Annotated in this window: 21 protein-coding genes; 11 read left to right on the top strand and 10 right to left on the bottom strand. The window is 61.5% G+C overall.

The window, feature by feature from the left end; genetic code table 11:
• Positions 1-14: 14 nt before the first annotated feature.
• The 6 genes from L0U82_RS22915 (at position 15) to L0U82_RS22890 (ending at position 5,459) form a co-directional block, all read left to right on the top strand.
• The gene (locus L0U82_RS22915) at positions 15-1,364 is read left to right on the top strand and encodes an MFS transporter (protein WP_233834772.1); all 1,350 of its coding nucleotides are present in this window, start codon (positions 15-17) and stop codon (positions 1,362-1,364) included.
• Positions 1,365-1,501: 137 nt separating this feature from the next.
• Positions 1,502-2,278, top strand: coding sequence for an SDR family NAD(P)-dependent oxidoreductase (locus tag L0U82_RS22910; RefSeq protein ID WP_326489775.1), 777 nt, complete (start codon positions 1,502-1,504; stop codon positions 2,276-2,278).
• Positions 2,279-2,315: 37 nt separating this feature from the next.
• Positions 2,316-3,173 (top strand): SDR family NAD(P)-dependent oxidoreductase, encoded by an 858-nt coding sequence (locus L0U82_RS22905; protein WP_233834770.1) that lies wholly within the window; start codon positions 2,316-2,318, stop codon positions 3,171-3,173.
• A gap of 27 nt (positions 3,174-3,200) precedes the next feature.
• Positions 3,201-3,713 carry a 6,7-dimethyl-8-ribityllumazine synthase gene (locus tag L0U82_RS22900; protein ID WP_233834768.1) on the top strand — a complete coding sequence of 171 codons (513 nt, stop codon included), beginning with the start codon at positions 3,201-3,203 and terminating at the stop codon, positions 3,711-3,713.
• Between the two features lie 51 nt (positions 3,714-3,764).
• Positions 3,765-4,379, top strand: a complete 615-nt coding sequence (locus L0U82_RS22895; protein ID WP_233834766.1) for a TetR/AcrR family transcriptional regulator — start codon at positions 3,765-3,767, stop codon at positions 4,377-4,379.
• A 294-nt stretch (positions 4,380-4,673) separates the two neighbouring features.
• The gene (locus L0U82_RS22890) at positions 4,674-5,459 is read left to right on the top strand and encodes an IclR family transcriptional regulator (protein WP_233834764.1); all 786 of its coding nucleotides are present in this window, start codon (positions 4,674-4,676) and stop codon (positions 5,457-5,459) included.
• 25 nt (positions 5,460-5,484) lie between these two features.
• Here the strand turns inward: L0U82_RS22890 and L0U82_RS22885 are convergent, their stop codons facing one another.
• On the bottom strand, positions 5,485-7,104 hold the full coding sequence (locus L0U82_RS22885) for an MmgE/PrpD family protein (RefSeq protein ID WP_233834762.1): 1,620 nt from the start codon (positions 7,102-7,104) through the stop codon (positions 5,485-5,487).
• A gap of 207 nt (positions 7,105-7,311) precedes the next feature.
• Here L0U82_RS22885 and L0U82_RS22880 point away from each other — a divergent pair, with 207 nt between their 5' ends.
• The 5 genes from L0U82_RS22880 (at position 7,312) to L0U82_RS22860 (ending at position 13,113) form a co-directional block, all read left to right on the top strand.
• Positions 7,312-8,640 carry an MFS transporter gene (locus L0U82_RS22880; RefSeq protein WP_233834760.1) on the top strand — a complete coding sequence of 443 codons (1,329 nt, stop codon included), beginning with the start codon at positions 7,312-7,314 and terminating at the stop codon, positions 8,638-8,640.
• Positions 8,641-8,788: 148 nt separating this feature from the next.
• Positions 8,789-9,688, top strand: coding sequence for a LysR substrate-binding domain-containing protein (locus tag L0U82_RS22875; protein WP_233834758.1), 900 nt, complete (start codon positions 8,789-8,791; stop codon positions 9,686-9,688).
• Positions 9,689-10,028: 340 nt separating this feature from the next.
• Entirely contained in the window at positions 10,029-11,384 is a 1,356-nt protein-coding gene (locus tag L0U82_RS22870; RefSeq protein ID WP_233834757.1) for an MFS transporter, read from the top strand.
• 77 nt (positions 11,385-11,461) lie between these two features.
• Positions 11,462-12,361, top strand: coding sequence for an alpha/beta fold hydrolase (locus tag L0U82_RS22865; protein ID WP_233834755.1), 900 nt, complete (start codon positions 11,462-11,464; stop codon positions 12,359-12,361).
• Positions 12,362-12,387: 26 nt separating this feature from the next.
• The gene (locus tag L0U82_RS22860) at positions 12,388-13,113 is read left to right on the top strand and encodes a maleate cis-trans isomerase family protein (RefSeq protein WP_233834753.1); all 726 of its coding nucleotides are present in this window, start codon (positions 12,388-12,390) and stop codon (positions 13,111-13,113) included.
• A 78-nt stretch (positions 13,114-13,191) separates the two neighbouring features.
• Here the strand turns inward: L0U82_RS22860 and tssJ are convergent, their stop codons facing one another.
• The 9 genes from tssJ to L0U82_RS22815 form a co-directional block, all read right to left on the bottom strand.
• A complete protein-coding gene (tssJ, locus tag L0U82_RS22855; RefSeq protein WP_233834751.1) occupies positions 13,192-13,722 on the bottom strand; it encodes a type VI secretion system lipoprotein TssJ in 531 nt (176 codons plus the stop codon).
• Between the two features lie 26 nt (positions 13,723-13,748).
• Positions 13,749-14,909, bottom strand: a complete 1,161-nt coding sequence (gene tssG / locus L0U82_RS22850; RefSeq protein WP_233834749.1) for a type VI secretion system baseplate subunit TssG — start codon at positions 14,907-14,909, stop codon at positions 13,749-13,751.
• Positions 14,906-16,720 (bottom strand): type VI secretion system baseplate subunit TssF, encoded by a 1,815-nt coding sequence (tssF, locus tag L0U82_RS22845; RefSeq protein WP_233834747.1) that lies wholly within the window; start codon positions 16,718-16,720, stop codon positions 14,906-14,908. Before tssF ends, tssG begins: the two co-directional genes overlap by 4 nt.
• 28 nt (positions 16,721-16,748) lie before the next feature.
• On the bottom strand, positions 16,749-18,392 hold the full coding sequence (gene tssA, locus L0U82_RS22840) for a type VI secretion system protein TssA (RefSeq protein WP_233834745.1): 1,644 nt from the start codon (positions 18,390-18,392) through the stop codon (positions 16,749-16,751).
• On the bottom strand, positions 18,393-21,623 hold the full coding sequence (locus L0U82_RS22835; RefSeq protein WP_442793651.1) for an ImcF-related family protein: 3,231 nt from the start codon (positions 21,621-21,623) through the stop codon (positions 18,393-18,395). It abuts the gene before it with no gap.
• A 308-nt stretch (positions 21,624-21,931) separates the two neighbouring features.
• On the bottom strand, positions 21,932-23,170 hold the full coding sequence (locus L0U82_RS22830) for a hypothetical protein (RefSeq protein WP_233834741.1): 1,239 nt from the start codon (positions 23,168-23,170) through the stop codon (positions 21,932-21,934).
• A gap of 5 nt (positions 23,171-23,175) precedes the next feature.
• Positions 23,176-23,433, bottom strand: coding sequence for a PAAR domain-containing protein (locus L0U82_RS22825; protein WP_233834739.1), 258 nt, complete (start codon positions 23,431-23,433; stop codon positions 23,176-23,178).
• A gap of 53 nt (positions 23,434-23,486) precedes the next feature.
• Positions 23,487-24,125 (bottom strand): hypothetical protein, encoded by a 639-nt coding sequence (locus L0U82_RS22820; RefSeq protein WP_233834737.1) that lies wholly within the window; start codon positions 24,123-24,125, stop codon positions 23,487-23,489.
• 68 nt (positions 24,126-24,193) lie between these two features.
• Positions 24,194-24,817 carry a hypothetical protein gene (locus tag L0U82_RS22815; protein WP_233834735.1) on the bottom strand — a complete coding sequence of 208 codons (624 nt, stop codon included), beginning with the start codon at positions 24,815-24,817 and terminating at the stop codon, positions 24,194-24,196.
• Between the last annotated feature and the right edge of the window lie 132 nt (positions 24,818-24,949).

Here is a 24,949-nt window from a genome sequence, read left to right as displayed (position 1 = left end):
AAGGAGACACGAACGTGTCAACGGTACTCAAAGCGCCAGTGCTCAATGTGGATGAGCTACTGGACAAACAGAAAATCGGCCGCTTCAATCTGTTTCTGCTGCTGTGTATGTTCATTGTGATGTTGCTCGATGGCTACGACATTATGGCCGTTGGCTTCATCGCGCCGCACCTGGTAGACGCGTGGCATATTCCGCCGTCTGACCTCGGACCAATCTTTAGCTCGAGTCTGTTCGGCATTTTGTGTGGTTCGCTGATCTTCGGTTATATCGGTGATCGTATCGGCCGCAAAGGCGCACTGATCCTTTCCTGCATTGCATTCGGTGCGCTGACGCTTCTCGCCGGTACGTCGACGAATGTCACCGAAATGGTTATCTTCCGTTTCCTGGGCGGTATGGGTATCGGCGGCGTGATGCCGAATTCGATTGCGCTGACTTCCGAATACGCACCGAAGAAATACCGTGCAACGGCCGTCATCATCATGTTCTGCGGTAATACGTTCGGCTCGTCGCTTCCTATTCTGGTCAGTATGATGCTGGTGCCGACCCATGGATGGCAGGCCATCATGTGGGTTGGCGGTATTCTGCCCCTGCTGATCGCGGCATTCTTTATGGCGGCTCTTCCCGAGTCGATCCGTTTCCTCGCGCTCGATCCGAAACACCGTGAACGTGCAATCATCACGTTGCGTCGGTTACTGCCCGACGTGAGCGTGGATGATGACGCGGTGCTGCACACTGAGGTGATGGCTTCGACTCAAAAAGGCTCGCGTAAGGACCGTTTCCGCAAGCTGTTTGAAGGCCGGTTGGCGAAAGTCACGCCACTCATCTGGATTGTGTTCATCGCGAATCTGGGCACGTTTTATTTCGTCAATAGCTGGGTCCCTACCCTTGCGGTCCAGGCAGGCATCGCGAAGCAAACGGCAGTGATGGGCCTCACCATGTTCCAGATCGGCGGTACGCTCGCCAGTTTCGCGATTGCGCGTCCGACCGACAGGTACGGCATGAAATTGCTGGTCTGGATTTCCGTGCTGGCTATTCCGGTCGTTGCACTCACCGGCTATGTTGTCCAGGCATCGGATCCGGTTTATCTCGCCGGGATGTTCATCATCGGCGTCGTGCTGCTTGGTTTGCAATGCGGCCTGAACGGCATGTCGGGAATCCTGTTTCCAACGGAAGTCCGCGCGAATGGTATCGGCAGCTGTTTCGGCATCGGTCGCTGTGGCGCCGCTGTCGGACCGCTGATCGGCGGTGCGCTGATTGCCAATCATGTTTCGGCGCCGACGATCTTCCAGATGCTGTCGAGCCTCACCATCATCGGCACGATCGCCTGCTTCTTCCTCAGCCGGCAACCTATCGAGAACACCTGATTCTCGCAGCCCCACCTGATCTGTGGGGCTGATCCGTTGGACTGTTTCTTTCCACTGGTACTTAAGAATCCTGGTCATGAGAGTGACCAGGGTGGCATTGCTCCCAAGGAAAACGTCGCGTGAAAGTGACCGAATTAATGGATATGAAGGGGCGCGTTGCACTCGTTACGGGTGCGGCAAGCGGTCTGGGTCTGGCGATGGCGGAAAGCGTCGCGGAAGCCGGCGGGCACGTCGTGATGACGGACATCAACGGCCCCGCGCTGCGCGCCGAGGTTGCGCGTCTGCTTGCGACAGGCCTGAGTGTCGATGCGCAGGTTCTGGATGTCGCGGATCTCGAAGCGATCGATGCCGTGATGGATACGGCGGTCGCTCGCCACAAAAGGATCGATGCGGTGTTTGCGAACGCTGGTATCAGCGCCGGTCCCGGCCTGATCTTTACCGAAAGCGGCCGGCTCGCGAATCTCGACGTGGACAATTGGCGGCGCGTGCTGGATATCAACCTGACGGCCGCGACATGCACAATCAGATCGGCGGCAAGGCACATGAGCGCGCGAAAGTACGGGCGCATCATCGTCACGGCATCGATAGGCGGTCTGAGGGCCGAGCGTTTTTGCGGTTACGGTTACGTGGCAACAAAAGCCGCAATCGTCAACGTCGTACGCCAGGCGGCGATCGACCTGGCACCTGATGGTGTTACGGTGAACGCGATCTGTCCGGGGCCGTTCATGACGAATATTGCGGGTGGCCGAATGAATTTGCCGGAAGTGGCTGAGCAGTTCCGCGTGTCGGTTCCGCTCGGCCGCGTGGCGAGTACGGACGAAATAAAGGGCCTCGCGTTGCTGCTCGCCTCGCCCGCCAGCAGCTTTATCACCGGTACGGCCATCCCGATCGACGGCGGCTGCATGGCTGCCTGACGCAGCACCTCCCGATTCAAACCGAACGGAGACACAGATGAAAGACCTGAAAGGCAAGGTGGCAATCGTCACAGGCGCGGCGTCCGGTATCGGCTACGGCATTGCGTTGAACCTCGCGCGTGCCGGCGTTCACGTCGCGATAGCGGATATTCGTCGCGACAAACTCAACGAAGCCGTGACCGCAATCGAGTCGGAAGGCGTAGAGGCGCTCGCCATCGAAATCGATACGTCATCGCCGGAATCCGTACAGGCCGCGGGCGCAGCCGTCATGGAGAAATTCGGCAAACTGCACATGGCCTTCAATAACGCGGGCGTTGCGATGCACGGCGTGCCCATGCTCGAACTGCCGCAGGCCGATTGGGACTGGGTAATCGGCGTAAATGTGCGCGGCGTGATCAACGGCATGCAAACGTTCGTGCCACTGATTCGCAAAACCGGCGAAGGCGGTCATATCGTGAACACGGCTTCGATCGGCGGCTTCCAGATTCATCCGGACTGGCACACCGGGCCGTATTCGATGACGAAGTATGCCGTTGTGGCGCTCACCGAAGCGCTGGAACAGGATCTGGAAGGCAGCGGTATCGGCGTGTCGGTTCTGTGCCCGGCGGCGGTGCAAACGAACCTGGATCAGTCGGGCGGCGCGCGTCCGGTCCGTTTCGGCGGTGCGGTGGAACGCCCACAAAATCATTTCCTGCGTGAGCTCGTGAAAGATGGTCTCACACCCGAGGAAGCGGGCGAGCGCGTGCTGCATGCAATCAGAAACGATGAATTCTTTATCTTCACCGCGAGCGCGCCGCGCGAATGGATCGAGAAGCGTCATCAGCGTTTGATGCAATCGTTCGACAACGTTGCTCGTTGGGAGCAATCGCGGCAATCGACTCACGACAGGGTGTAACCATCAAGATTTCAGGTTTAGAACAAAATGAATTCCCCGCTCACACAGTCCCTTCTTTCTAACGTTTCCCAATGTGGCGTACGACCTAAAATTGCCTTTATTCAGGCAGGCTGGCATGAGGATATCGTCGGCCAATGTCGCGATGCATTTTTTGAGGCGATGAAATCGCACGGATTCGACCGGAAAGACCTCGATATCCAGCAGGTTGCGGGGGCGTTTGAAATTCCGCTGGCGGCAAAGAGGCTTGCAGCCAGCGGGAAGTATGCGACCATCGTTACAGCAGCATTCGTTGTCGATGGTGGTATCTATCGGCACGATTTCGTTGCACAGACGGTTGTCAGTGCGCTTATGCAGATTCAGATCGAAACAGATGTTCCGGTCCTGTCGGGCGTGCTCACACCACATAAATATCATGCAACCGAAGAGCACAACCAGTTCTTCCGCGATCATTTCAGAGTCAAGGGAAAAGAACTTGCCGACGCTTGTGTATCCACGATATCTGGATCGGTGACCATTGACTCCCCAACGCCTGACACCTAGCTAACATTTTCGTTTTTTAAGTTTGTCGTTGAGGAACAGTAAAATCTCGCGATGGATCCCGATACCACCCACCAACGGCTGACTGACCGCAAGCGTGTCGCTATCGTCGACGCCGCGATCGAGGAATTTCTCGCGTCCGGTTACGACGCGACCAGCATGGACCGTATCGCGGCGCGCGCGAACGTGTCGAAACGCACGGTCTATAACCATTTCCCCAGCAAGGAAGCCCTTTTCGCGGCGATTCTTCATCAGTTGTGGAGCGCCAGCCTGGAGGGCGACGCGCCCACCTACCGCGCGGACGAACCGTTGCGCGCGCAGTTGCTCGATCTGCTGGGACGCAAGCTGCGGCTGCTGAACGACGAGGCGTTTCTGTCGCTGGCGCGCGTGGCGATCGCGGCCGCCATTCATTCGCCGGAACGCGCGCGGGACATGGTGGCCCGCCTCGGCGAACGCGAGGAAGACCTGACCGTGTGGGTGCGGGCCGCCGTCGCTGACGGCCGTCTGAAGATCGACGATCCGATGCTGGCCGCGCTACAGTTGCAGGCGCTGGTCAAGGCGTTCGCGTTCTGGCCGCAGGTGACGATGGGTCAGCCGGCGCTCGGCAAACGGGAACAACAGCGCGTCGCGGAATCGGCTGCCGATATGTTTCTCGCGCGTTATGCGTGACCGGTGTGGATGACAGATTTGGATTTTTTCGAATTCTGGGTCACACAGACCGACGGCAGGCCATCGTCATCGCGACAAGCTCTGCAAAACGCGGTGCGAATACCGAGCCAGATGGTTTCGACCAACGGCCACAGCTTGCAGTGAAATTGCTTCGCCATAGCCCGCGAAAAGTCCTCCATCGCAACGCACAGACCCGACGCCGGGCCGCAGAAACGCGATGCTATACTCGCCGCTCTTACGCCCGCCCGGCGCGGGTTTGCCCCACCTCATAGCCTCAGTCACCGCGCGGTTTTCATGGCATCGCCCGATCCCACACTGCCAGCATCTTCCGCCGATGGCGGCACGGTCAATCGAGTCCTACGGATCCTGTCCGCGTTTGCCATCAAGGACCGATGGTCGGTCAACGAACTCGCGAGAGCGCTGTCGCTGCCGCGCGCAAGCACGCATCGGCTGCTCGGTCTTTGCAAGCCGCTCGGCTACGTCGAACAGGATGCCGCAGGCCTTTATATGCCCGGTGTCGAGTTGTACCGGATAGCCGGACGGCTGAGCGCGAACATGCCGATCAACCAGCTCGCCGATCCTCTGCTGCAAGCGATTCGCGACGAAACCGACGAAACCACGCTACTCGTGATACTGGCGCGCCAGGAACAGAAAATGTTCTTCTCGCACATCGCCTCTCCGGTGCATCCGCTGCGCTATACGAGCGAACTCAACCGGCTTGAATCGCTCGCGTGGGGCGCGGCCGGACAATCGCTGCTGGCCTTTCTCAGTCCGGAAGAAATCGACTCGGTCCTGGCCCGCGAAGAAGCGTCGCCGCTCGATGGCCGCGCGCTGAGTGCAGACGCGCTACGTACGACACTCGAATCGATCCGCAAACAGGGCTACGCGCTGAGCTATTCCGAACGCGCGCCCGACATGCATGGCATCGCGGTGCCGTTTTTCGATGCCTCCGGCGCGGTGCGAGGCAGCGTGATGCTGACCATTCCGCACTTTCGTTTCGACGAATCGCGTGTCGATGGATTCATCGCGCTGTTGCAACGCGCCGCCAATGAATTGACGCATCGGCTCGGACGGGTCTAGTCCGCGCAAGCCGTACCCAACCCGCTCAGATATCGCGCAGCAACGCCGTCACGCTGCGTAGGCCAGGCAGCTTCTCCAGATTCATCACGCTATCGAGCAGCTTTTCGCTCAGGCCGGCCGGCAATCCCGCCGTCAGATGCCGGAATTTGGCGATGATCTTTTCCTGCGACGGCAACAGGTGATCCATCTCGAAGCCTTCTTCGCTATACGACTTGCCGTCATGCAGCACCTCGACGAACACGCTGCGGGTGTCCTCGGGAGGCAGCAAATCGATGCGCTCGGCCAGCGCCAATACCTGCGCATCGTCCAGTTGATCGAAGTACGCATAGGTATCGACCGGGCGACCCAATAGCGCGGCGGCCACACAGAAGCGCACGCTGATCCGGGCCTGCAACTGGCTCGCAAAAGGCGCGACGTTCTGGTAGCCGGGGTTGGTCAACGTCTCAAGCGGAGCGCGAATTCGCACGCGCTCGATCTTCGCGGCATCGAAACGGTGAGCCGTCGTCAATCTGTGAGCAAGCTCGACCGGAGTCTGCACGAAGATGCACACGGGCCGTTCCTTGTAGACCGTGTCCTCGATCAGAAATCGCTGACCCAGGTCTCGAATCGCTTCGCCCGCGCGCTCCGCCGAATTCGCGAAGGCATTGAAATAGCCGGATTTCCCTTCGAACGCGCTCGGTGCGGCGGTCGCGCCGCAACGCGCGAGCTGCGCGGCGGACACGCCGCTGCGCGAGGCCCATGCGACATTGAGCTTGACGTCCGTCGTGCCCGCGAGGAACCCCTCACCGAAGCCCGACGCAAACATCGTGGACAACCCCAGCGCGTTGGCCGTCTGCGCCGCGGACAAGCCGAGCATCCGCGCCGCGGCCGCCGAGGCGCCGACCGCGCCCGGCACGCCCGAGGCCCGAAAGCGCGGCAGCATACCCGGCCCGCCGAGGTATGCGCGGGCCACCACATCGTAGCCAAGCACGATTGCCACCAGCAGATCGGCGCCGCTAGCGTCGACCTCTTCACCGACCGCGAGCGCGGCGGGTATCACCACGGCGCCCGCATGAGACTTCGCGAGGAAGTCGTCATGCGTGCAGCCATTGACGAGCGCCGCATTGACGAATGCCGCATCGACGGCCGCCACCTGCTGCGCGCTGCCGATCATCGTGGCCGGCCCCTGCGACGCGCCGACGAACCGCTGCGCGACGGCCGGCACCGGCAAGCCGCGCGCCTCGATCGCGGTGGCAATCGAATCGAGCAGGCGGCTTCTCGCCTGCTCCAGCACGTGGGCCGGCATATCTTCGACGCGCGTACCGGCAACGAATGCGCCCAACTGAACCGCGATCGGCGCCGCTGCGACGGCATCCGACGATTGCGCAGGTTTTTGCTCATGCATGACGGTCATCTTTTCACCCGGTTTGCCCGCTCGCGTTTCACTGCACCCGCTATAGTGTTCCGCTAATCGGGCTATTATCTCGATAATCGATACTATAGCAATAAAGAAAGCGGCGCAGCACCGCGTGGGCGATGTGGCGAGCCATGCTCTTATCGGCACTACCGCCGATGAAACCCTTGCCGCGACGGAAGCCCTTAAGCCGAACAAAAACTCCGCATCGAGCGTAAATAAAGTCGATGGTGCGGGGCGCGCCCACGCCATATTCTTTGTCGACTATATTTCCGCCCCCGAACGCGGGGTCGACCTCAGCGGCTTGCAAAGCGCGGGGCGATCGCGCCGGGAGGCGGCAAGCCGACCCGATCGGCGTCTTGCGCTGACGCGGCACCCCGCCCGCGCACCGCGACGCCCTGATCCCCGAGATTCGCTATCTCAATGGTCGGACTTCCACCAAGCCAGGAGACAAAACGAATGAACACTCCCACGCCGGTCGATCCGCTGAGGCAGGTCAAGGCCCTGTTGCGAGCGACGAGCGGCCATTTTCTCGAGATGTTCGACTTCATCCTGTTCGGCTTTTACGCGTCGCATATCGCGAAAGCCTTCTTTCCGGCGAGCAGCGAATTCGCTTCGCTGATGCTGACCTTCGCCACCTTCGGCGCGGGCTTTCTGATGCGGCCGTTGGGCGGGATCATCCTCGGCGGCTACATCGACCGGGTGGGTCGGCGCAAAGGTCTGATCGTCACGCTGATGATGATGGCGATCGCGACGCTGATCATTGCGTTCACGCCCGGCTACGCGAGCATCGGCGTGCTCGCGCCGCTGCTGGTGCTGATTGGACGGCTGTTGCAGGGCTTCTCGGCGGGCGCGGAATTGGGCGGCGTCGCGGTCTACCTCGCCGAGATGGCGACGCCCGGCCATAAGGGCTTTTATGTCGCGTGGCAATCGGTGGCGCAGCAGATCGGCGTGATCATCGCGGCGCTGCTCGGTTATGCGATCAACGCGTGGATGGCGCCCGACGTAATCTCGGCCTGGGGCTGGCGGATCCCGTTCGGCATCGGCTGTCTGATGGTGCCGTTCCTGTTCCTGATCCGGCGCTCGCTGGAGGAAAGCGATGAATTCCTCGCGCGCCGCACGCGGCCTGGCACGCGCGACATCTTCGTCCAGCTGGGCAGTCATATCGGTGTCGTGCTGACGGGCATCCTGCTGGTGTCGATGACGAACGTGTCGTTCTATCTGCTCGCCGTCTACACCCCGACGTTCGGCGACAAGGTGCTGCGCCTGAGTACCGCGCACAGCTTGCTGGCCGCGCTCGCGGTGGGCGTGTCGAACGCGTTCTGGCTGCCGATCATGGGCGCGCTGTCGGACCGCGTGGGCCGCTGGCCGGTGCTGATCGGCTTCTCGGCGCTGGCGATCACGACCGCCTATCCGGCGATGCTGTGGCTGATCGGCACGCCGGATTTCGCGCATCTGCTGATCGTGTCGCTGTGGCTTTCGTTCCTGTACTCGGGCTATAACGGCGCGATGTACATTGCGCTCGCGGAAGTGATGCCGATGGAAATCCGCACGGCCGCTTTTTCGCTGGCGTTCGGCGTCAGCGCGGCGGTCTTCGGCGGCTTTACGCCGGCGATCGCAACGTGGCTCGTCCATGTGCTGGACAACAAGGCTGCGCCCGGCATCTGGATGAGCATCGGCGCCGTGTGCGGGCTCACCGCGAGCGTGATCTTCGCGCGCCAGATGTCGCGCCGCGCGGCGGGACATCAGAGCGAACGTAATGCGGCGCGCGCGGTCATCAGGTCGTGAAATCGCGTGCGCCGCGGATAAGCATCGCCGGCATCGGAACCCGCTCGCAACGATGACCCGCAACACCAGCGGCCTTCTGCGGTAAAGTAAAAAGCCTGAAACATTCTCGTCAAGGCACTCCAGCGGGCCTCCGCTGGAGACTCCGCGTATGCGTCGACTCCCGCCCCTGAATGCACTGCGTGCGTTCGAAACCGCCGCCCGCCACGGCACCCTGACCCGCGCGGCGGAGGAATTGCTGGTCACGCCGACCGCGGTCGGCCGCCACGTGAAGAATCTCGAAGACTCGCTCGGCGCCCAGTTGTTCGAACGCGACGGCGGCACGCTGACGCTGACTCACCAGGGCCGTCAATACGCGCGAGCGCTCGGCCGCGCATTCGAAATGATGGGCGAGGCAACCGATCTGCTGCTCGATACGACGAGCCGCAGCCCGATCACGCTGCGCGCGTACACCACGTTGCTGGTGCGCTGGCTGATTCCTCAACTGCCCGATTTCCAGCGCCAGCATCCGGAAGTCGATCTGCGGCTCACCACCGCATTCGATGCCGTCGACTTCAACCGCGACAACGTCGAACTCGGCGTGCGCTACGGACACGGCAATTGGCCCGGCCTGCACTCGACGCTGCTGTTTCACGACGAACTCGTCGCCTTCTGCGGCACCGGTCTGCGCGACGTGTTCGAGCACGAGACGCTGGCCGAAGCGTTTGCATCCGTGACGCTGCTCACGCACACGCTGCGCCTCGACGACTGGCCCGACTGGTTCGAGGAAGCGGGCTTGAGCGACGTCATTCCGGCGCGGCGCATGCCGCTCAACGACATGGCGCTGATCTTCCAGGGCGCGCTCGACGGTCTGGGCGTCGGCCTGTCGCAACGCTGCTATCTGACTCAGGATCTGGCGGCCGGCAGGCTGCATATGATCTCGCCGGTCGTGCTCAAACGCGACCGCGGTTTTCATCTGGTGTGCCGCCCCGAAACGATGAACGTGCCGGCCGTCGAGGCTTTTATCAGGTGGATCGAAAGCCTGCCGAAGCCACACGAACTGGCGCCCTGAGCGCGGCCTGATCTTCGTCTGTTCCGGTCGGCGTCGTTCAATGTCGAACCGGACTGTCCTTGTTCCTCGCGGCTACGTCCGCGCGTTCATTACGCGAGTCACGCGATCGATCGTTTCGCCCGTGAACGGGCCATGCCGCCGATGCCGGCGATGACGACGCGCGCCCTCTCGCGCCCACGGGCAAACACCAACACCTGTCGGCACGCCAATAAAAACTGCAAGCCGGACCAACAAAATGTCGATGGCGCGCGGTGACAGTTTTTCTTAACCTCTTTCTCCTGGTCGAGCCGCATCGGTATCGGCCGCATTTCGATAAGAAGACTTACGGAGACTGCCGCCTATGCCACAAGCGCCACACGCGCCGAACGCGCCACAAGCAGCGAACGCGTCGATCGAGACACGAACGATCGCGAAAATTTCAGGCCGCATCGTGCCGTTTCTCGTGCTCGCGTTTTTCATCTCGTTCATCGACCGGGTCAACGTCGGCTTCGCCGCGCTGGAGATGAACCGGCAACTGGGTTTCACTGCGACGGCATTCGGCTGGGGTGTGGGGGCCTTTTTCGTATCGCTGTGTCTGTTCGAGGTGCCGGCGAACGTGCTGATGGCGAAGGTCGGCGCGCGCCTGTGGATCTGCCGGATCATGATCAGTTGGGGGCTCGTCTCCGGCGCGACCGCGTTCGTCACCGGCGAAAAGTCGTTTCTCGCGTTGCGGTTTCTGCTCGGCGTAGCCGAAGCCGGCTTTTTCCCCGGCGTGATCCTGTACCTCGGCACCTGGTTTCCGAGCCAGCACCGGGCGCGCGTGCTGAGCCTGTTCCTGATGGCGATGCCGCTGGCCAATTTCATCGGTTCGCCGATTTCGGGCGCGTTGCTCGGACTCGACGGCGTACTCGGACTGCACGGCTGGCAGTGGCTGTTCCTGATCGAAGCCGTGCCCGCCGTCGTGATGGGCCTGCTGGCACTGGTCGCGCTGCCCGACGATCCATCCCGCGCGCGCTGGCTGTCCGACGAAGGCCGCGAATGGCTGACCGCCAGCCTCGCCGAGGAGCGACGTCAGCCGGCGCGCGTGGAAGCGACCTCGATCTGGCAGGTGCTGCGGCATCCGCGCGTGCTGGGTCTCGCGGTGATCTACGCGGGATCGGTCGGCTGCAACTATGCGTTGAGCTACTGGCAGCCGCAGATGATCAAGTCCTTTGGCCTCAGCAATTTCGACACCGGTCTGATCAACGCGATTCCGTTTGGCATCGCAAGCGCGGTGATGATTCTGTGGGCGCGGCGTTCCGATCGACGCGGCGAGCGCGTCTGGCACACGGCATTGCCGCTGATGGTGTCGGCGGCGGGCCTGATCGCCTGCATGTTTCTGAACACGCTGGCGCCCACCGTGATCGCGCTGACCGTGGCGCTGGCCGGCTGCTACTCGGTGAAGGCGCCAATGTTTGCGCTGTGCGCCGAATCGCTGTCGGCGCGGACCTCCGCGGCGGGCATCGGGCAGGTTTGCGCAATCGGCAATATCGCGGGCGTGCTGTGTCCGACGCTCGTTGGCTGGATTCGCGATCTGACCGGCAACTTTCGCATGGGCCTGCTGCCGATGGTCGTGCTCGCGCTGATCGGTACGCTCGTCACGCTGACGCTCAGACGCGAGCGGCCGGCGGACATTGCGCCAGGGTTCGCTGACGGCGCCGCGCGGCAGGCGCGTTGAACGGATACGGAACGCGGACCGATCAATCGATGAGCGGATCCGAAGCAACAAACAGCAAAGCAAAGGAGCAAAACGACATGACCGAACCATCGCGGTTCAACGAAGAACCGGCGACCCACGCGCATCGCGTCACGGTAAAAGGCAGCAAGGACGCTGCGAGCCGTGAGCTGTATTGCGTCGAAGACGACTTCACCGACGGCTGGCGGGAACCCGACACGATACTGATGCTGCATGGCATCGCGGAGCGCGCCGAGATCTGGCGGGCGTGGACGCCTCAACTCGCGCGCAAGCACCGCGTGCTGCGGGTCGACCTGTGCGGCTTCGGCCGTTCGAGTGCGATGCCGGCGGGCTTCGGCATTGCCGATTGGGCCGACGACATCGAGCAACTGGTTGCCGCGCTCGGACGCAAGCGTGTGCATCTGGTCGCGACGAAGCTCGGCGCGCTGGTCGCTTTCGAACTGGCGCAGCGCCGCCTGCCCTGGATCCGCTCGATGACGCTGGCGGGCATGCTGCCGTCGCCGAACAAGTCGCTGGGGCCGTGGCTCGACGATTGGCTCGCGATGGTCGAAGGTCCTGGCAATGGCGTCGAGCGCTGGGCCGATGCGACGATGCCTGGCCGCATGGGCAGCAGTCTGTCGACCAACGCGCTGCAATGGTGGACGGAACTGATGGGCACCGCGCCCGCCGCGAGCGTGGCGGCGTGTCTGCGGCTGCTGCCCGCGATCGATGGCCCGAGCAATCCGCATCGCGTGCAATGTCCGACGCTGTTCATCGCGGCCGGCGCGCCGCCGGTGGATACCGGCTCGAAGTACCAGCAACGTCCGGCCGCGGCCGACTTGCAGCGTCTGCGTGACAGCGTGCCCGGTTCGGCGTGGACCGAGGTGCCCGCGGATTCGTACCACATCGCAGCAAGCCATCCGGACGATTGCGCGCGCGCGGCCGCGGCATTCATCGACGGCCTTGCCGCCGGACATTAAACAGAAATCAGTCGAAAGGTGAACCTATGAAAGGATGGAGAGCGCGCATCGGCTTCATGGTGCCTCCGGGCAATCCGACCGTCGAGCCGGAGATGTACGGGATGGCGCCGCGTGGTGTATCGCTGCACTTTACGCGCATGAGCGCGAGCGGCGCGGCGGGCACGCACGATGGACAGGACGAGCGCAACCGCAGTCAGATCGAGAGCTTCGACAACTGCATGGAACTGCTCGCGATGGTCTCGCCGAACGTGGTGGTGATGGCGCATACGGCGACGAGCTACACGCTGGGGCGCGCCGCCGAGGCCGAGCTGGTGGCGCGCATCGAAAAGCGCTGGAACATACCGTTCATCACCGCCTTCGGGTCCGTGATGGCGGCGTTTTCGAAGCTCGGCATCAAGCGCATTGCCTATGCGACGCCGTACAGCGAAGCCACCACGTTGCAGGGCGTCGAGCATCTTCGCGTACACGGTATCGACGTGGTGAACTACGGCCGCCTCGCGGATGTGCGCAACATCTACGAAGAGAGCGATGAGCGCGCGTATTCGGTCGCACGCAAGGTCGATGTGCCGGAGGCCGATGCGGTGTTCCTGAGCGGCGTCGGGATGCCGACTTTGGACGTGCTCGAACTGCTCGAACAGGATTTGCGCAAGCCGGTGATATCCGCGGCGTCGGCAATGATGTGGAATGCGCTTCGCGTCAGCGGCATCGGCGAGCCGGTGCAGGGGTTTGGGAGGTTGCTGCGCGAGGTGTGAGGGGTTTTGTTGGGGGTGCGGGGGTGAAGGCTCGCGCCCACCAACACCGAACGATTTTCGGGAGCATGGCGCTTATGCTCACCGCGACGCGTCGCGCGGTGCGCTGCCTTGCGCCAGTAGCAACTGATCCATCAACGAAATCCTCAACGGCTTATCCGCATCGAGCTTCTTCTTCTCGATCACATACTTCCAGCCGTCGCCGTTACCCGGATTGCGATAGAACGCCACCACCGCGACATACTTCGTCTCGGCCTGCATCGGTTGCGACAGGCTCGCCGACGCGCCCGGATTCAGTACCGACGCCATGCTCGCCTGCAGATCCTGCGCGAGCACGGTGCGATCGTTCTTCAGCAGGTCTTCGTACGACGCGCCATCGAACATCTTGCGATCCTTCAACTGATACACGCGCACCGCCACCGATGTCGCGCGGCCGGCGTCGTCCGGATTCAGCGCGTCGCGCGCGGACAGGTCGACATCGAGTACCTTGATCTGCTTGAAAAACACCGCGTGATACGCATTCGACGACGTGTCCGATACGGTTTGCCACGCGCCGCATGCGGACAGCAGCACAACGGAGACCGCACTCAAAATGGTGAAGCGAAGGTTCATTGAAAAGTCCTTTGGCGCGTCGATCATCACGCGAATTGATTCAGATACGGATTGGGCGCGGGCTTCGGAAACGCCTCGTAGACGCCAAGCGCGACGTTGATCAGCCGCTCGGAGGCGGCGGGCAGCACGGTGGTCCAGCCGAGGCGCGGCATCGGATTCGCCGACGCGGTATGAATCGCGTCGTCCGAGTCCGCCGCGCCGATTGACGGCTGCGGAGCAAGCCGCGACGACATCTCCATGCGCAAATGCACGTCGGCCTTCAGGCCCACATACAACTGCACGAACGCGATCAACTCGCGATGCAGCCATGCGCCGGGCAAAAGATCATGCGCCTGCCGCGCATCGGCGGGCCGTAGCGTCACGCGCACCGCGCGGCTGCGATACGCGAGCCGCTTGCCGAGCACATAACCGCCGCCGAGTCCGCGACGCACGCCATCACCAGAAGCCACGGCAGCAGCAGCCGATGACGACGACAGCGGCGGCTGCACGCCCGCCTGCGTCACGACCGGAAAGAACTCATCGACGCGCACGTCAGCCCCACGCACCGCGAGCGCGATCACACCGGCAAGACCCTCCGGCGTGCGCGTACGCTGAATCAGCAGCCCGAGCAGCGCAAGCATTCGCGAGTCGGGCAAGCCCGCGCGTTGCGGCTTGTCACCCCAGCCGAAACCGGCGAGACACAGCAGATTGCGCGAATGCGCGTCGCTGCCGCCGGGACGGAAACTCTCCGCATAGCGATACTTTTTCCACGCGCGATACAGCAGCGTGACGAAGCGATGATTGAACTGATCGAGAAACGCTTCTACCACCTCGTGCCCTTCCTCGCGCAGCACGATCTCGTCGATCATGTGCGACGGCATCGCCGCATCGACGCCGTACAGCCCCATGAAGGTCGTACGCACAGTCGGCGGCGCGGGCGGTCCGAACGCGTCCGGATCGTCGTCGAACTCGACCGCCGCGATCTCGCCCGCCGGAAAGCCAGTACGCGCGCGCGGCCGGAAGCGCACCGGTTCGTGTTCGGCTGTATCGCGCGTGCCGAAGCCTGGCAGCGCCGGTACGCACACCTCCAGCAGCCGGCACAACTGCATGAAATTCATCCGCGGCGCGCGCGCGAGCAGCGCGGCAACCAGCGGTTCGAGATCCGGCGGCTCGTCGCGCGCCGCGAATGCGTTCGTGGAAGCGCTCATAGAGGTGCCCGTTGCGCCTTGCTGCGCGGCCAGACCGTACGGGTCTGCGACGGCAGGCTCACGATCGACAGCTTCGTGAACAGATTGATCTCCGCGTACAGCGCAAAAAAACGTTGCAGCAGTTCGCCGAACAGCATCACATCACCGTCGCCCGCGAACGCGTGCGAATCGAGCGTCACCTCAATATGCACACCGCGCTCGACCGAGCCGCCCGATACTTCCTCGAGCAGTTGCTGCGACACCCACAGAATGCCCGCGAGGCGCCGTCGATTCAGTTCGTCGTTGGTCCAGTCGTAGAGCGCGAGCGCGCCGCGCAGCACTTCCGCATTCATCATCGACAGGAAATTCGGTGCGAGATGCGACAACACACGCCACTGAAAGCGATCGCCGGTCGGCGGATAAAGCGGCAACGTCGGCGCGACCAGATTCTTCACGCCGACGATATTCGGCGTGCTCGTCGCGAGTTCGGCGATGCTCGCCTCGCGCAGCCCCTTGCGCGGCAGCATGCCGTTCGTGCCTGTGACGCGCAGCGACAGGCTTTCCTCCGGCAACGTGTTCATCGTGTCCCATGCGTGACCGCCCAGCACGACCCACGTCTCGTGCAGACCCGCGGCACCCGCGCGCACGCGTGCATGGAAATAACGCTCCGGCGCCTCGTGCCGCAGCATGCCGCCGCGATGCCGGAACGTCGCGAACGGCACGTATTCGTAGCGCTCGGCGGTATCGTGATCGAACGCCTCGATCGCGTCGACCGAATAGGTCTCGACATGCTCGCCCTGATGACCCGCCGGCCGTACGCGGTATTCGGTTTCGTGGTGATCGATCTCGATCGGCTCCGCGTCCAGTTCGAACAGGTTGATCACCGGCGTGCAGAACAGCCGCACGTTGCGCGCATCGAAGCGCTGGTCGGACGGATACGCGTGCTTGAGCACGATTTCGAGTTCGAAGCGCGTCGACTTTTCCGGCAGCTTCAGCACGTCGAGTCCGCATAAATCGACGAACAGGAATTTCTCGCGAAACGTAAAGTATTCGAGCAGCAGTTGATAGCCGGAAAACGCCGCATCGGCTTTCGGCCATAGACGCTCGTCGGCGGAAAAGCCGGCCGGCTCGATCGTCACGTCGGCGAGCGGCACAGGCTCGCCGTCGCGCAGTTCCGGAATGCGCCAATGGATCGTATCGATGTCGCGCGTGAGTGCGAGATGCATCGCAAACGCGGTCGGCAGATCGGCGCTCAGATGCAGTCGCAGACGCGACAGATCGGTTTCCTTGCGACGCGCCGATTCATCGAGTTCGAAGCCCAGCCGGATGATCGAGCGGCCATCGTGGCGCACGCCCGGCCCCGCGTGCGTGATCGATAACGGTTGCAGCGTGACCGGCTGGGTGGTTCGGTACAGACATTGCACGGTCCTTGGCGCCGAGCCCTCGACGCCGCCTGCGGCCGGCACCGCGATCGGCGCGGACCGCACCGGCACGCCCGCCGCCACGATCTCGGTTTTCTGCAGTTTTTCCGCGAGCGGTTGAAGCTCGACGATCGATAGCGACGGAATCATCCGCAGATAATGCGGCCATAGCAGGCTCACCAGGCCTTCGGTCAATTCAGGCAGCTCGTCGTCGAGCTTTTGCTGGAGACGTCCGGTGAGGAACGCAAAGCCCTCATGCAGCCGCTCGACGTATGGATCGCGATCGCCGACGCGATCGAGGTTCAGCATGCGCGCGCGGTCGGGATGCGCGTTCGCGAATTCCTTGCCGGCCTCGCGCAGATAGCGCATTTCGGCTTCGTAATAGCGCAGGATGGGATCGTCGTGTTGCATGCGTGTGAGTTCTTGTGAGACGGCTTATTTATGAAAAAGTCAGCGCCCGCGCCGGATCGAGCACGGTCAGTTCCGCCTGCAGTTCGCCGATACGGCGAGCAAGCGCGGCCTTGTCCGCGTCCTTGCGGTTGCTCAGCGCCTTCAGCGCGCGCAGCAACTGCTGCTTGACCTCGAAGACGAGCGCCGGCTCCCAGTGCGTCAGCGGCAGCGAGCGCGCACGGGTGTCGAGTTCGGTGAGCAGCGCGAGCGCCGTGTCCACGCGGCCGATGTGATCGGCGAGGCGGGCCATCACCAGACGTTGCAGATAGCGATGACGATCGGTCTTCAGACCCGGCAGCGCTTCGAGCCATGCGAACGCGGCTTCGATGCCGTCCTGCGCGGCGACATCGCGTGCCTGCGCTTCGATCTCGGGCCAATCGCCGGTCGCCACGTCGTCGTTGCCGGCCGAGACCGGCAGCGGCGCGACGCTCTCGCCCGCTTCGAGATTGCGCACGACCGCATGGCGCGCGATCCATTCGAGCGTCGCGTCGTCGGAGAACGGCGTGCCGTCGTTGAACGCAAGCCGCTCGATGCCCGGCAGCCGTTCGAGAAACAGCGCGAAATCCGCGCGCAACTGTTCGCGCCACGCGCTATGCGCGCCGGAAGACGTGCCCCGCTGCGACGGCGCGCCGACATGATCGAGCGCGACATGCTGGAAATACTGCAGGTCGAACCACAGGTGATTGACGCCCTCCATGAACGCGCCCTCGACGCGCTCCAGCAGTTCATGCCACTGCTTCTGCAATACCAATCGCTTCATCTGCTGACGCAACTCGCCGCGCGGTGGCGTCAGACGCGTGCGCGACGCCGCATCGGCTGGCGGCACCTCGTGCAGCGTGTCCCAGCGTACGCTGCGCACGAGCCGCACCGACGGCAGGTAGCCGTTCTCCTGATCGCGTAACCAGATCGCCATTGCGCGGGCTTGTTCGAGCAGATCGCGGGTGGATGTAATTGATGCGCTCGATGCATGCGCTGCATTCGTTGCGTTCGCACCGCCCGCTGACGACATGCCTGTCGACGCCGAAGACACGGCGGCATCCGTCTGCGCGCCGCGTGCCGATTCGTCCTTCTGCTCGAAGCGCGCGACCAGCGCAACGAGGTTCGGCAGCGCTGCTTCCGGCCATGCGGCGGTGCGCGTGACGAGCAGATCGAGTGCGGCGATCGCGCGTTCGAGATCGGCCGGTGCGAAAGGACCACGGCTGTCGAGCAGGTCGATCATGCGGGTGGTGGCGAGCATGTCGAGCGCGCCCTTCTTCGCCTCGGCGCGCACGGGCAACACGTTCTCGCCAAAGCGCTCGACGAGCGACGCCGCGAGTTCGAGCCCGTCGGCGAAACCGGCCGCCCCGTCCTGGCGCAGCCGCGCCAACGCGTAGTAACCGGCAACCCGCAGATCCTTGCCGGTCTCCTTGAGCAACTGCTCGCATGAGCGGACGATCAGCGCATCGTCGATGCCGGAAAGTTTTTGGGTTTCTTCGCGCAGCTCGAAGAACACGTCTTCATAGCCCGGATCGCGGCCTACACCATGCTCGCCCGGCAGAGGTTGCAGCCACGTACTCCAGGCATCGAGACGCGCACGTACGCGTTGCTCTTCATCGCGCGATGGAAACAGCGATTTCAGCAGACTGGACAGCATTTATTCGATCTCCGGCAACGCGCCCTGCGGCAACGGCACAGCGGCGTGCTTCGCCGCGCTGAGCGCGGCCGGCGGCAACGGCGGCGGATTGGCGGCCGACATCTTCGGCACGCCCTTCGCGCTACCGGTCACGAAGATCCGCGTGGGCAGCTTGAAATGACGCAGTTCGAGCACCTGTAGCGGTCCCGAGCCCGCTTCGCTGCGTAGCTGCACGCGCAATGGGATGCTCTCGCTCTGATCGGGCAGCCACGACAGCAGATAGCGCGCGCCGTCCTGTTGCGACACCTGCGCGCGTTCGAGCAGGCGAATCAGCCCGAAGCGCCCTTGCGCATCGAGCGCCGAGCGCAAGCCGCCGTGATCGGTTTGCCATTCGATATGCGACAGGTTTTCGAGCGAATCGCCGGGCCACAGAAACGGCGTCCATTCTTCCTTCTGATTGAAGTAGTGCAGCTCGCGGCCCGACAGTACGAAGCGCATGTCGGTGATACCCGGTGTCGGCACCGCGCGCAACTCGTAGCGCACGTGCGCGTCGCCGGCCGGGAACAGCACCGTCGATACGCGCGTCATCCGGTTCAGACCATCGAGGAACGTCGGATCGAGCGTCAACGCGCCGTGGCTCGCGCCTTGCGATGCGACCCAGCGGTCGCCCTGGCGCTCGACGACACCCGCCAGTTGCGTCGTCACGAACTGCGTGATGACGCCGTTGTCCGGGCGCATGAAACGCGCCATTTCCGGTAGAGACGCATCGTTGTCCGAGTCGGCGAACGGATAGCGGCCGCCGAACGCGCCATTCCAGTCGGCGACGATCGCGCTACGCCAGATGTCGTTGAGGCTCGCGGCGGCCGGTTGCACGAGCACCTGCCAGGTCTGATCGAGCGGCGCCTGGAATAGCTGGCCGAACCCGGCCCACTGCTCGCCGAGACTCGCCGCAAGGCGGCTCGCGTAGTCGCGGCTGTCGGCGATGTCCGAAGTCTTGCCTTGCAGCACGGCTTGCGCGGCGATACGTGACATCGCGTCGGTGTCGGGACTCGACACCATCTGCTCGATCTTCAGACGCATCGCGGTCACGCGTTCGAGATAGCGCGCGAGACTCAGATCGCCGGTCGCCGCGATTTGCACGGCGGCAGCCTTGCCGTTGGCCGGCGCGGCGGCAGACGACAGATCGCTGCCGGTCAGGCGCAGGATCGGACCGAACGCGACCGCGAGCGGCGCGAGTTGCGGTTGCGCCCTTTTCGACGGATCTTTCTCGTCGGCGCCGACCAGTTGCTGCGCCTTGCTGATCAGCGTATCGGATAGCGACTGCGTGCTCGCGCCCGTGCCCGCCTGGTAGACGATTGCGTTCATCAGCGTGACGAGCGGCGAGCGTTGCGGATCGCCGAGCAGCGTCAATTGATCGGCGGTGGCGGACAGCGTCGGTGCCGACTGCCAGCGCAGGCTATTGAGGAACTGCCCCCACGCGCGCGCGTAGTCGTCGAAATAGCGCTGTCGCAGCGCGGCTTTCAGCGACGACGGCGGCTCGTTCACAGCCTTAATGTCCGACAGCACCCAGTCGCCAGCGACGTTGCTCTGCTCGCTCGCGTCGTCGATTGCCTTCGCGATGCGCTCGTCCCACGCGGCGCGCGTGAAGACGCCGGGAATCGTCGCGGTCGTGCTGAAGAGGCCGTGGCTCGACGTGTCGCCGAGCAGCGTCGCGAGCGACACGGGCGGGTACTTGGCTTTGGCGTCGTCGAGAATCTGCTGATAGACCGCGTCGGTCGAGTTCTGGATGCCGCGCACGCCGATGATGGTCTGGCGCGCTGCCGCGATCAGGCCATTGTCGGCCACGATCGCCAACGATGAACCAGTCGTTGAAACGCGGCGCCCCAGGTGATTTGCGAAGAATGTGATTGCGTGCTGGCGTAGGTCTTCCCATGCGCCGACTGTGAGCGCTGAGTTGTCCGGGCGCGTGGGGGCTGTTGTTGCGACGAGCTGAGGCGTGAGAAACGCCGCGACCGCGCGCTCAGGCTTTGCGAGCATCATGTAGGCCTTTAGCGTGTCGTAGGCAGCTTGTACCTGGGAGTTACCGCCGCTGGCGATTTCGGCGTCGGTCAGCGATGCCAGTTGATGTAGACGCGCCTCGAGTTTTTCGCGGATCGGGCCGACGAGGATGCGGCCGGCGGCAATTTCGTAGCTAGGCCAGAGGGCGTCGAGTAATGCGGTGTCGTGATTCAGGCCGAAACGGGTGAAGCGTGGCGCGCCGTCGCGTTGGTGCGATTCCAGTGTGTCGATCTGTTTGTCGAGGCTTTCGAGAGTTTGTAGCGACTGAGTGCTGTTCTGTGGGTTGGCGAGTGTTGCTAGCGTGGTGCCGGCGGTGTGGATCGTCGCGCGGTTGGTGAAGCCGGAGAGCATCGTGCCGGTGATCCACAGGGCCACTGCCGCGGTGGTTGCCCAGGCGGCGGCGGTCGACAGGGAGAAGCCGACGCGGCGGCCGTGGAGGTTGCGGCTGTGGGTGGCGATGGTTTGCCAGATTGTTCGGGATTTCAGCGTTACCGGATCAGCTTCTGCTCCATCAGACGTTTTATCCGTGGATGCGGCCAAAGTCAGTTCCCGCGGCGTGAAAAGCGGTGTGAACAGAAGACCATGCACCGCATGTCGCCAGTAACGCGAGCGGGCCGTCTGCAGTACGAGCCCCGACAACGCGCTGCCCAACGTTTCAATGTGCCGGGACAGTTCGGCCGGATAGCGGTCAACTGCGTTCCTGGCGACACGGACGACTCCCGCGTCTGCGAGGTTGCTGCTGAGATTCCGTAGCGACGCGTCTATTTCGTCGGCGTTCACGCGGACGTTCGCCCACGTGAAACCGATAGCCTCGTCCGGACTTTCATGGCCGGCACCAAAATCCGTCACGTTGAGCAGATAGACCGGCGCGGCCCAGCGTAGCGTGCGGGCATGACGGGCAAGTCGTCGGGCGAGCCCGTCGGCATCGAATGGCGCATTTACCGAACCGCGATTACGCGTCACCGCCACGATCGCATCGACCGGACGACGGCGTCGCATGCGGCGGATCTTGTCGAGCCAGGTAGTGTCGAGCATGTCGCCTGTCTGCTTCGCATAGAGCAACACCGCGTCGTTGGTAATCAAGTAGCCTGTGTCGACAAGACCCGGCGCCAGGCGCTTGACAAGCGGCTCATCGCCGACGACAAGCAGCCAGCGGTCACGATAGCGCCACCAGGATCCATGGCGGTTTCTCATCGCGTCCGCTAGAGGAAGTGATGTTTCGGTGGCGTCTTTCGGCTTCTGAATGTACTTTTGCTCGTCATATCGCATTAGCCATCGTGTCGCCCGCATGGAAGCGATCCAGAGCAGAATGCCTTCGAAGAACTTCGCGAAAATCAGCGATAACAGCAGCCCGCACAGAAGCAGAAGCTCGACAATGATGAGCCTCTCCGTATTCCACCTCTGCTCCCGCGCGACAATCAACGTCGCAAAGGCAAGAACAAGAAACAGAATAACGAGTGCAATACCGATAAAAAACGCTGCGGGCCGTGGTTTGTGTTCTTTCATATCTGCTTCTCGCATACCAGTGCAAGCGTTTCATCACCTTCTTGCACGGTGATTAGCTGCGGTTCATTCGTCAGCGCAGCATTTGCAGTTGCCAGCGTCGTAGCCAGCCAGGCGCTTGCGACGCCCGCCTTTCCTATAGTCGTGTCGAGATCGACCGTTTCCATCCCGCTCGCGAAGTGGCATGACGAGTGGATTATTCGTGCGGTTTCGCCGGCAAGACCGGTGCGCCAGATCGCCCCGATGTTGTCGAACGATGCTCTTCCCCAACGAATGGCTAACTTGAGTGTGTCGGCCACTTGCTCCGCCATATCCGTCGCCGGGCGATGGATGCATAGCGGTGATAGCTCGCCCATTTTTCGGGCAACCGAAGGAGCCGAAACGAGCAACATACTTCCCGCTTCGGCAACTCCATCGATCAGGACTTCGCTTGTCGCCTTACGCAATTGAACGGCCACCAGCAGTTTGATTTCATCGGAACGCATGTCATCGAACCACGAGTCCATGTGAAATAACGACAACGCGCTCTTCGGCGGATTGATGTCGATGCGCGAAGTGCGGAACGTGTCCTGAAGAAGGGAAAGCACGCGCTTACCGACGGTTTCCGCGTCCAATACAGAGTCGATACAAAGATCGACATTCATCGACACTCCTGCGGGAAGCCCAGCAAACTGACGAACCAAGTCGTGCACTAACTGATTGAGCAACCACTCGCAAACAGCGGCTTGACGGGCATGCTCGGTCAACGCATTACCCGCGTAAAAACGACGACCGGGCACATCGAGCCATCGGGCAATGACGTCGGTGTTGGGCGCGGCTTGACTCGATACCGGACGTAGCTTTGTTTTTCCCTCAATCAGCGCATCGATGCCATTTTCCCCATCGCTAGAACTGAATCTCCATGCGTGCCCCAGTACGGCAAGTGGCTGACTCGACGACTCGTGACATTGCGTTTCGATTGCGTCGCTGGTCCTGTTGGTCGCCAATACCGCGTTGACGCAACCGTACATATAGGCGAATCGACAACTCAGCAGGAAACTCCATGCCAGAATCGGAAGACCAACCGCGCAAAACCAGAACAACAGGCTGTCTGGCTTGCCTGCCGGCCGGATAACGACCGCCACGGCAGTACTCCCCGCGAGCATCAGGCAAAGCAATAACGCCCACGCCAGAATCGAAGGCTGGGAGACATTTGGCACATCGCTTCTTGGAGGGATGCGCAAAAAATCGACAGGCATGAGTCTTAGCGGACCTTTGCGCCATCGGAGGACGCAATCAGAACGCTGCCGCACTGCGTTGCGTCGCCGTCTCTGGATAACGGTGTACCTGCGTCCTTCATCCGACTGCTCCCCTCGACGATCGGGTTGTCGCCGTGGATTGGGCACGATACGAGGACGCCGACCTTTGCGGCACGCCGGCCGTTCACTTTGATACGGTCGGAGCCTGAGAGGACTTTGCCGCCGTGGCTCGTGCTGTCACCTTCGTAGGCGAGGTTTTTCATTTTTCAATGGTCTTCTTTTGGGTCGGTCTGGTTGATTTCCTGCCCCTCTACGATTACGGATGCCATTGACGTAGCACATCCAGCAAACGATTTAGAAGTTGCTTATCACGAGCCGAAACCGAGTGAACTGCATGATCCGGATCGCTGCGCCTCGCGGAACCGCCATTAATGCTGACAACGAGTTTTCCCCCTTTAAGCATCAAATAAACCGGTGCATAGCAATATGGATTCTCACCCTCATCGGCAGGCCTTTTGTCAAGAAGGACGAAATCTCCTGCCCTAAGCATTGACATGTCTATCGGGCTGCAAAGACTGCGTGAACGAAACTTATCCGGAATTTCCATATTTGGAGTTTTTTCAAGCACACTCTTTTTTATGAATCTACCGTAATTTAATCTAGCGAAAATCCTAGCGTTAGAGTCGACGATCCACACGACATTGTCCTCGTCAGAGCCGCTGCTTCTGCATTGAATCAGGTATTTCCCGTCCCCCGGGGTCCAAGTAACTGAAAAATCAGATGAATTACACAATTTATCCTGTGTTGGAACCGGATTTTTCAAAAAAACCACGCATTCGTTTGCGTCGCTGCAGTTTCCTGATACAACCTCATATGCAATGGCGTTTTGGACGAGTCCCATCGAGGTCCAAGTTATCAACAACACCAACAGCAATTTTTTACAAATTATGCTCATGATTTTATATGCCCTGAATCGGCGGCTTCTTGCGGCTTAGCCACCAAACCCAACTTTCGCAGCGTAAGTCATCCGCGCGCACGGTCCTTATTTTTTAAAAATTTTCTCAAAGCATTGGCGCTCTTCAGTTGAAATGAAACCTGCCGACCCTCTTGATATCCGTCCATCCCCGACATTGCACTATTATTAATTAACACTTTATTTTCTTTCAGCCCACCGCGCCCATCCAAAACGTACGCATATACTTGATAATAATTTCCGTACGTTCCAACACCTCGCGAATTGACCTCCCAATGAACAATAACAAAGACGTTAGGCACCCTGTCAAAACGCATGAAAAATATCGAATCAACATTCGGGTTGCCGCCGTCTTTCGAATATCTTGCAAACGTTGTCTTTTTACATTCACTTCCGGTCAAACGATATAGTGACAAGATTATTGGATATTCCCCATTGTCTTTTTTAATTTCAATAGTCGATTTTTTGTATATTTTTTCGCTAGAAAGTATACTAGCGGCAGGTGCTGCGATGGGACAGACAGGTCGTTCCTCGGCGCTTGCGGAAACAAGCGTTGCAGATAACAGCAATGCATTACCAAACAAACATCCAAATATCAGTCTAATCTTGCTCCTGCAAAAGACCCAGGAGGACAGAAATCTTTTTATATGCCCCGTGTGTTTCTGCGATTCCATTTCACCCTTCGTTAATCTCTTGCATGATCGTCATGGCATTCCGCTATACGCGATTGAATTCGCGCTTCGGGTTGCGACTCAATAGAGGAAAGCTGATTTTCCCGCCGCCTTCGCACGTGAGATTCTTCAAAC

Origin of the sequence: Paraburkholderia sp. ZP32-5 (genome assembly GCF_021390495.1) — a bacterium.
In the GTDB taxonomy this organism is placed as follows: domain Bacteria; phylum Pseudomonadota; class Gammaproteobacteria; order Burkholderiales; family Burkholderiaceae; genus Paraburkholderia.
Note: the sequence above shows the minus strand (reverse complement) of the source record. Positions and strands in the feature narration are given on the sequence as shown.

What these genes read in the sequence shown, in the direction of transcription:
- L0U82_RS22910 (WP_326489775.1), top strand. Translation starts at nt 1,502, where the DNA reads ATGGATATGAAGGGGCGCGTTGCACTCGTTACGGGTGCGGCAAGCGGT.
- L0U82_RS22905 (WP_233834770.1), top strand. Translation starts at nt 2,316, where the DNA reads ATGAAAGACCTGAAAGGCAAGGTGGCAATCGTCACAGGCGCGGCGTCC.
- L0U82_RS22900 (WP_233834768.1), top strand. Translation starts at nt 3,201, where the DNA reads ATGAATTCCCCGCTCACACAGTCCCTTCTTTCTAACGTTTCCCAATGT.
- L0U82_RS22895 (WP_233834766.1), top strand. Translation starts at nt 3,765, where the DNA reads ATGGATCCCGATACCACCCACCAACGGCTGACTGACCGCAAGCGTGTC.
- L0U82_RS22890 (WP_233834764.1), top strand. Translation starts at nt 4,674, where the DNA reads ATGGCATCGCCCGATCCCACACTGCCAGCATCTTCCGCCGATGGCGGC.
- L0U82_RS22885 (WP_233834762.1), bottom strand. Translation starts at nt 7,104, where the DNA reads ATGGCGTGGGCGCGCCCCGCACCATCGACTTTATTTACGCTCGATGCG.
- L0U82_RS22880 (WP_233834760.1), top strand. Translation starts at nt 7,312, where the DNA reads ATGAACACTCCCACGCCGGTCGATCCGCTGAGGCAGGTCAAGGCCCTG.
- L0U82_RS22875 (WP_233834758.1), top strand. Translation starts at nt 8,789, where the DNA reads ATGCGTCGACTCCCGCCCCTGAATGCACTGCGTGCGTTCGAAACCGCC.
- L0U82_RS22870 (WP_233834757.1), top strand. Translation starts at nt 10,029, where the DNA reads ATGCCACAAGCGCCACACGCGCCGAACGCGCCACAAGCAGCGAACGCG.
- L0U82_RS22865 (WP_233834755.1), top strand. Translation starts at nt 11,462, where the DNA reads ATGACCGAACCATCGCGGTTCAACGAAGAACCGGCGACCCACGCGCAT.
- L0U82_RS22860 (WP_233834753.1), top strand. Translation starts at nt 12,388, where the DNA reads ATGAAAGGATGGAGAGCGCGCATCGGCTTCATGGTGCCTCCGGGCAAT.
- tssJ (WP_233834751.1), bottom strand. Translation starts at nt 13,722, where the DNA reads ATGAACCTTCGCTTCACCATTTTGAGTGCGGTCTCCGTTGTGCTGCTG.
- tssG (WP_233834749.1), bottom strand. Translation starts at nt 14,909, where the DNA reads ATGAGCGCTTCCACGAACGCATTCGCGGCGCGCGACGAGCCGCCGGAT.
- tssF (WP_233834747.1), bottom strand. Translation starts at nt 16,720, where the DNA reads ATGCAACACGACGATCCCATCCTGCGCTATTACGAAGCCGAAATGCGC.
- tssA (WP_233834745.1), bottom strand. Translation starts at nt 18,392, where the DNA reads ATGCTGTCCAGTCTGCTGAAATCGCTGTTTCCATCGCGCGATGAAGAG.
- L0U82_RS22835 (WP_442793651.1), bottom strand. Translation starts at nt 21,623, where the DNA reads ATGAGAAACCGCCATGGATCCTGGTGGCGCTATCGTGACCGCTGGCTG.
- L0U82_RS22830 (WP_233834741.1), bottom strand. Translation starts at nt 23,170, where the DNA reads ATGCCTGTCGATTTTTTGCGCATCCCTCCAAGAAGCGATGTGCCAAAT.
- L0U82_RS22825 (WP_233834739.1), bottom strand. Translation starts at nt 23,433, where the DNA reads ATGAAAAACCTCGCCTACGAAGGTGACAGCACGAGCCACGGCGGCAAA.
- L0U82_RS22820 (WP_233834737.1), bottom strand. Translation starts at nt 24,125, where the DNA reads ATGAGCATAATTTGTAAAAAATTGCTGTTGGTGTTGTTGATAACTTGG.
- L0U82_RS22815 (WP_233834735.1), bottom strand. Translation starts at nt 24,817, where the DNA reads ATGGAATCGCAGAAACACACGGGGCATATAAAAAGATTTCTGTCCTCC.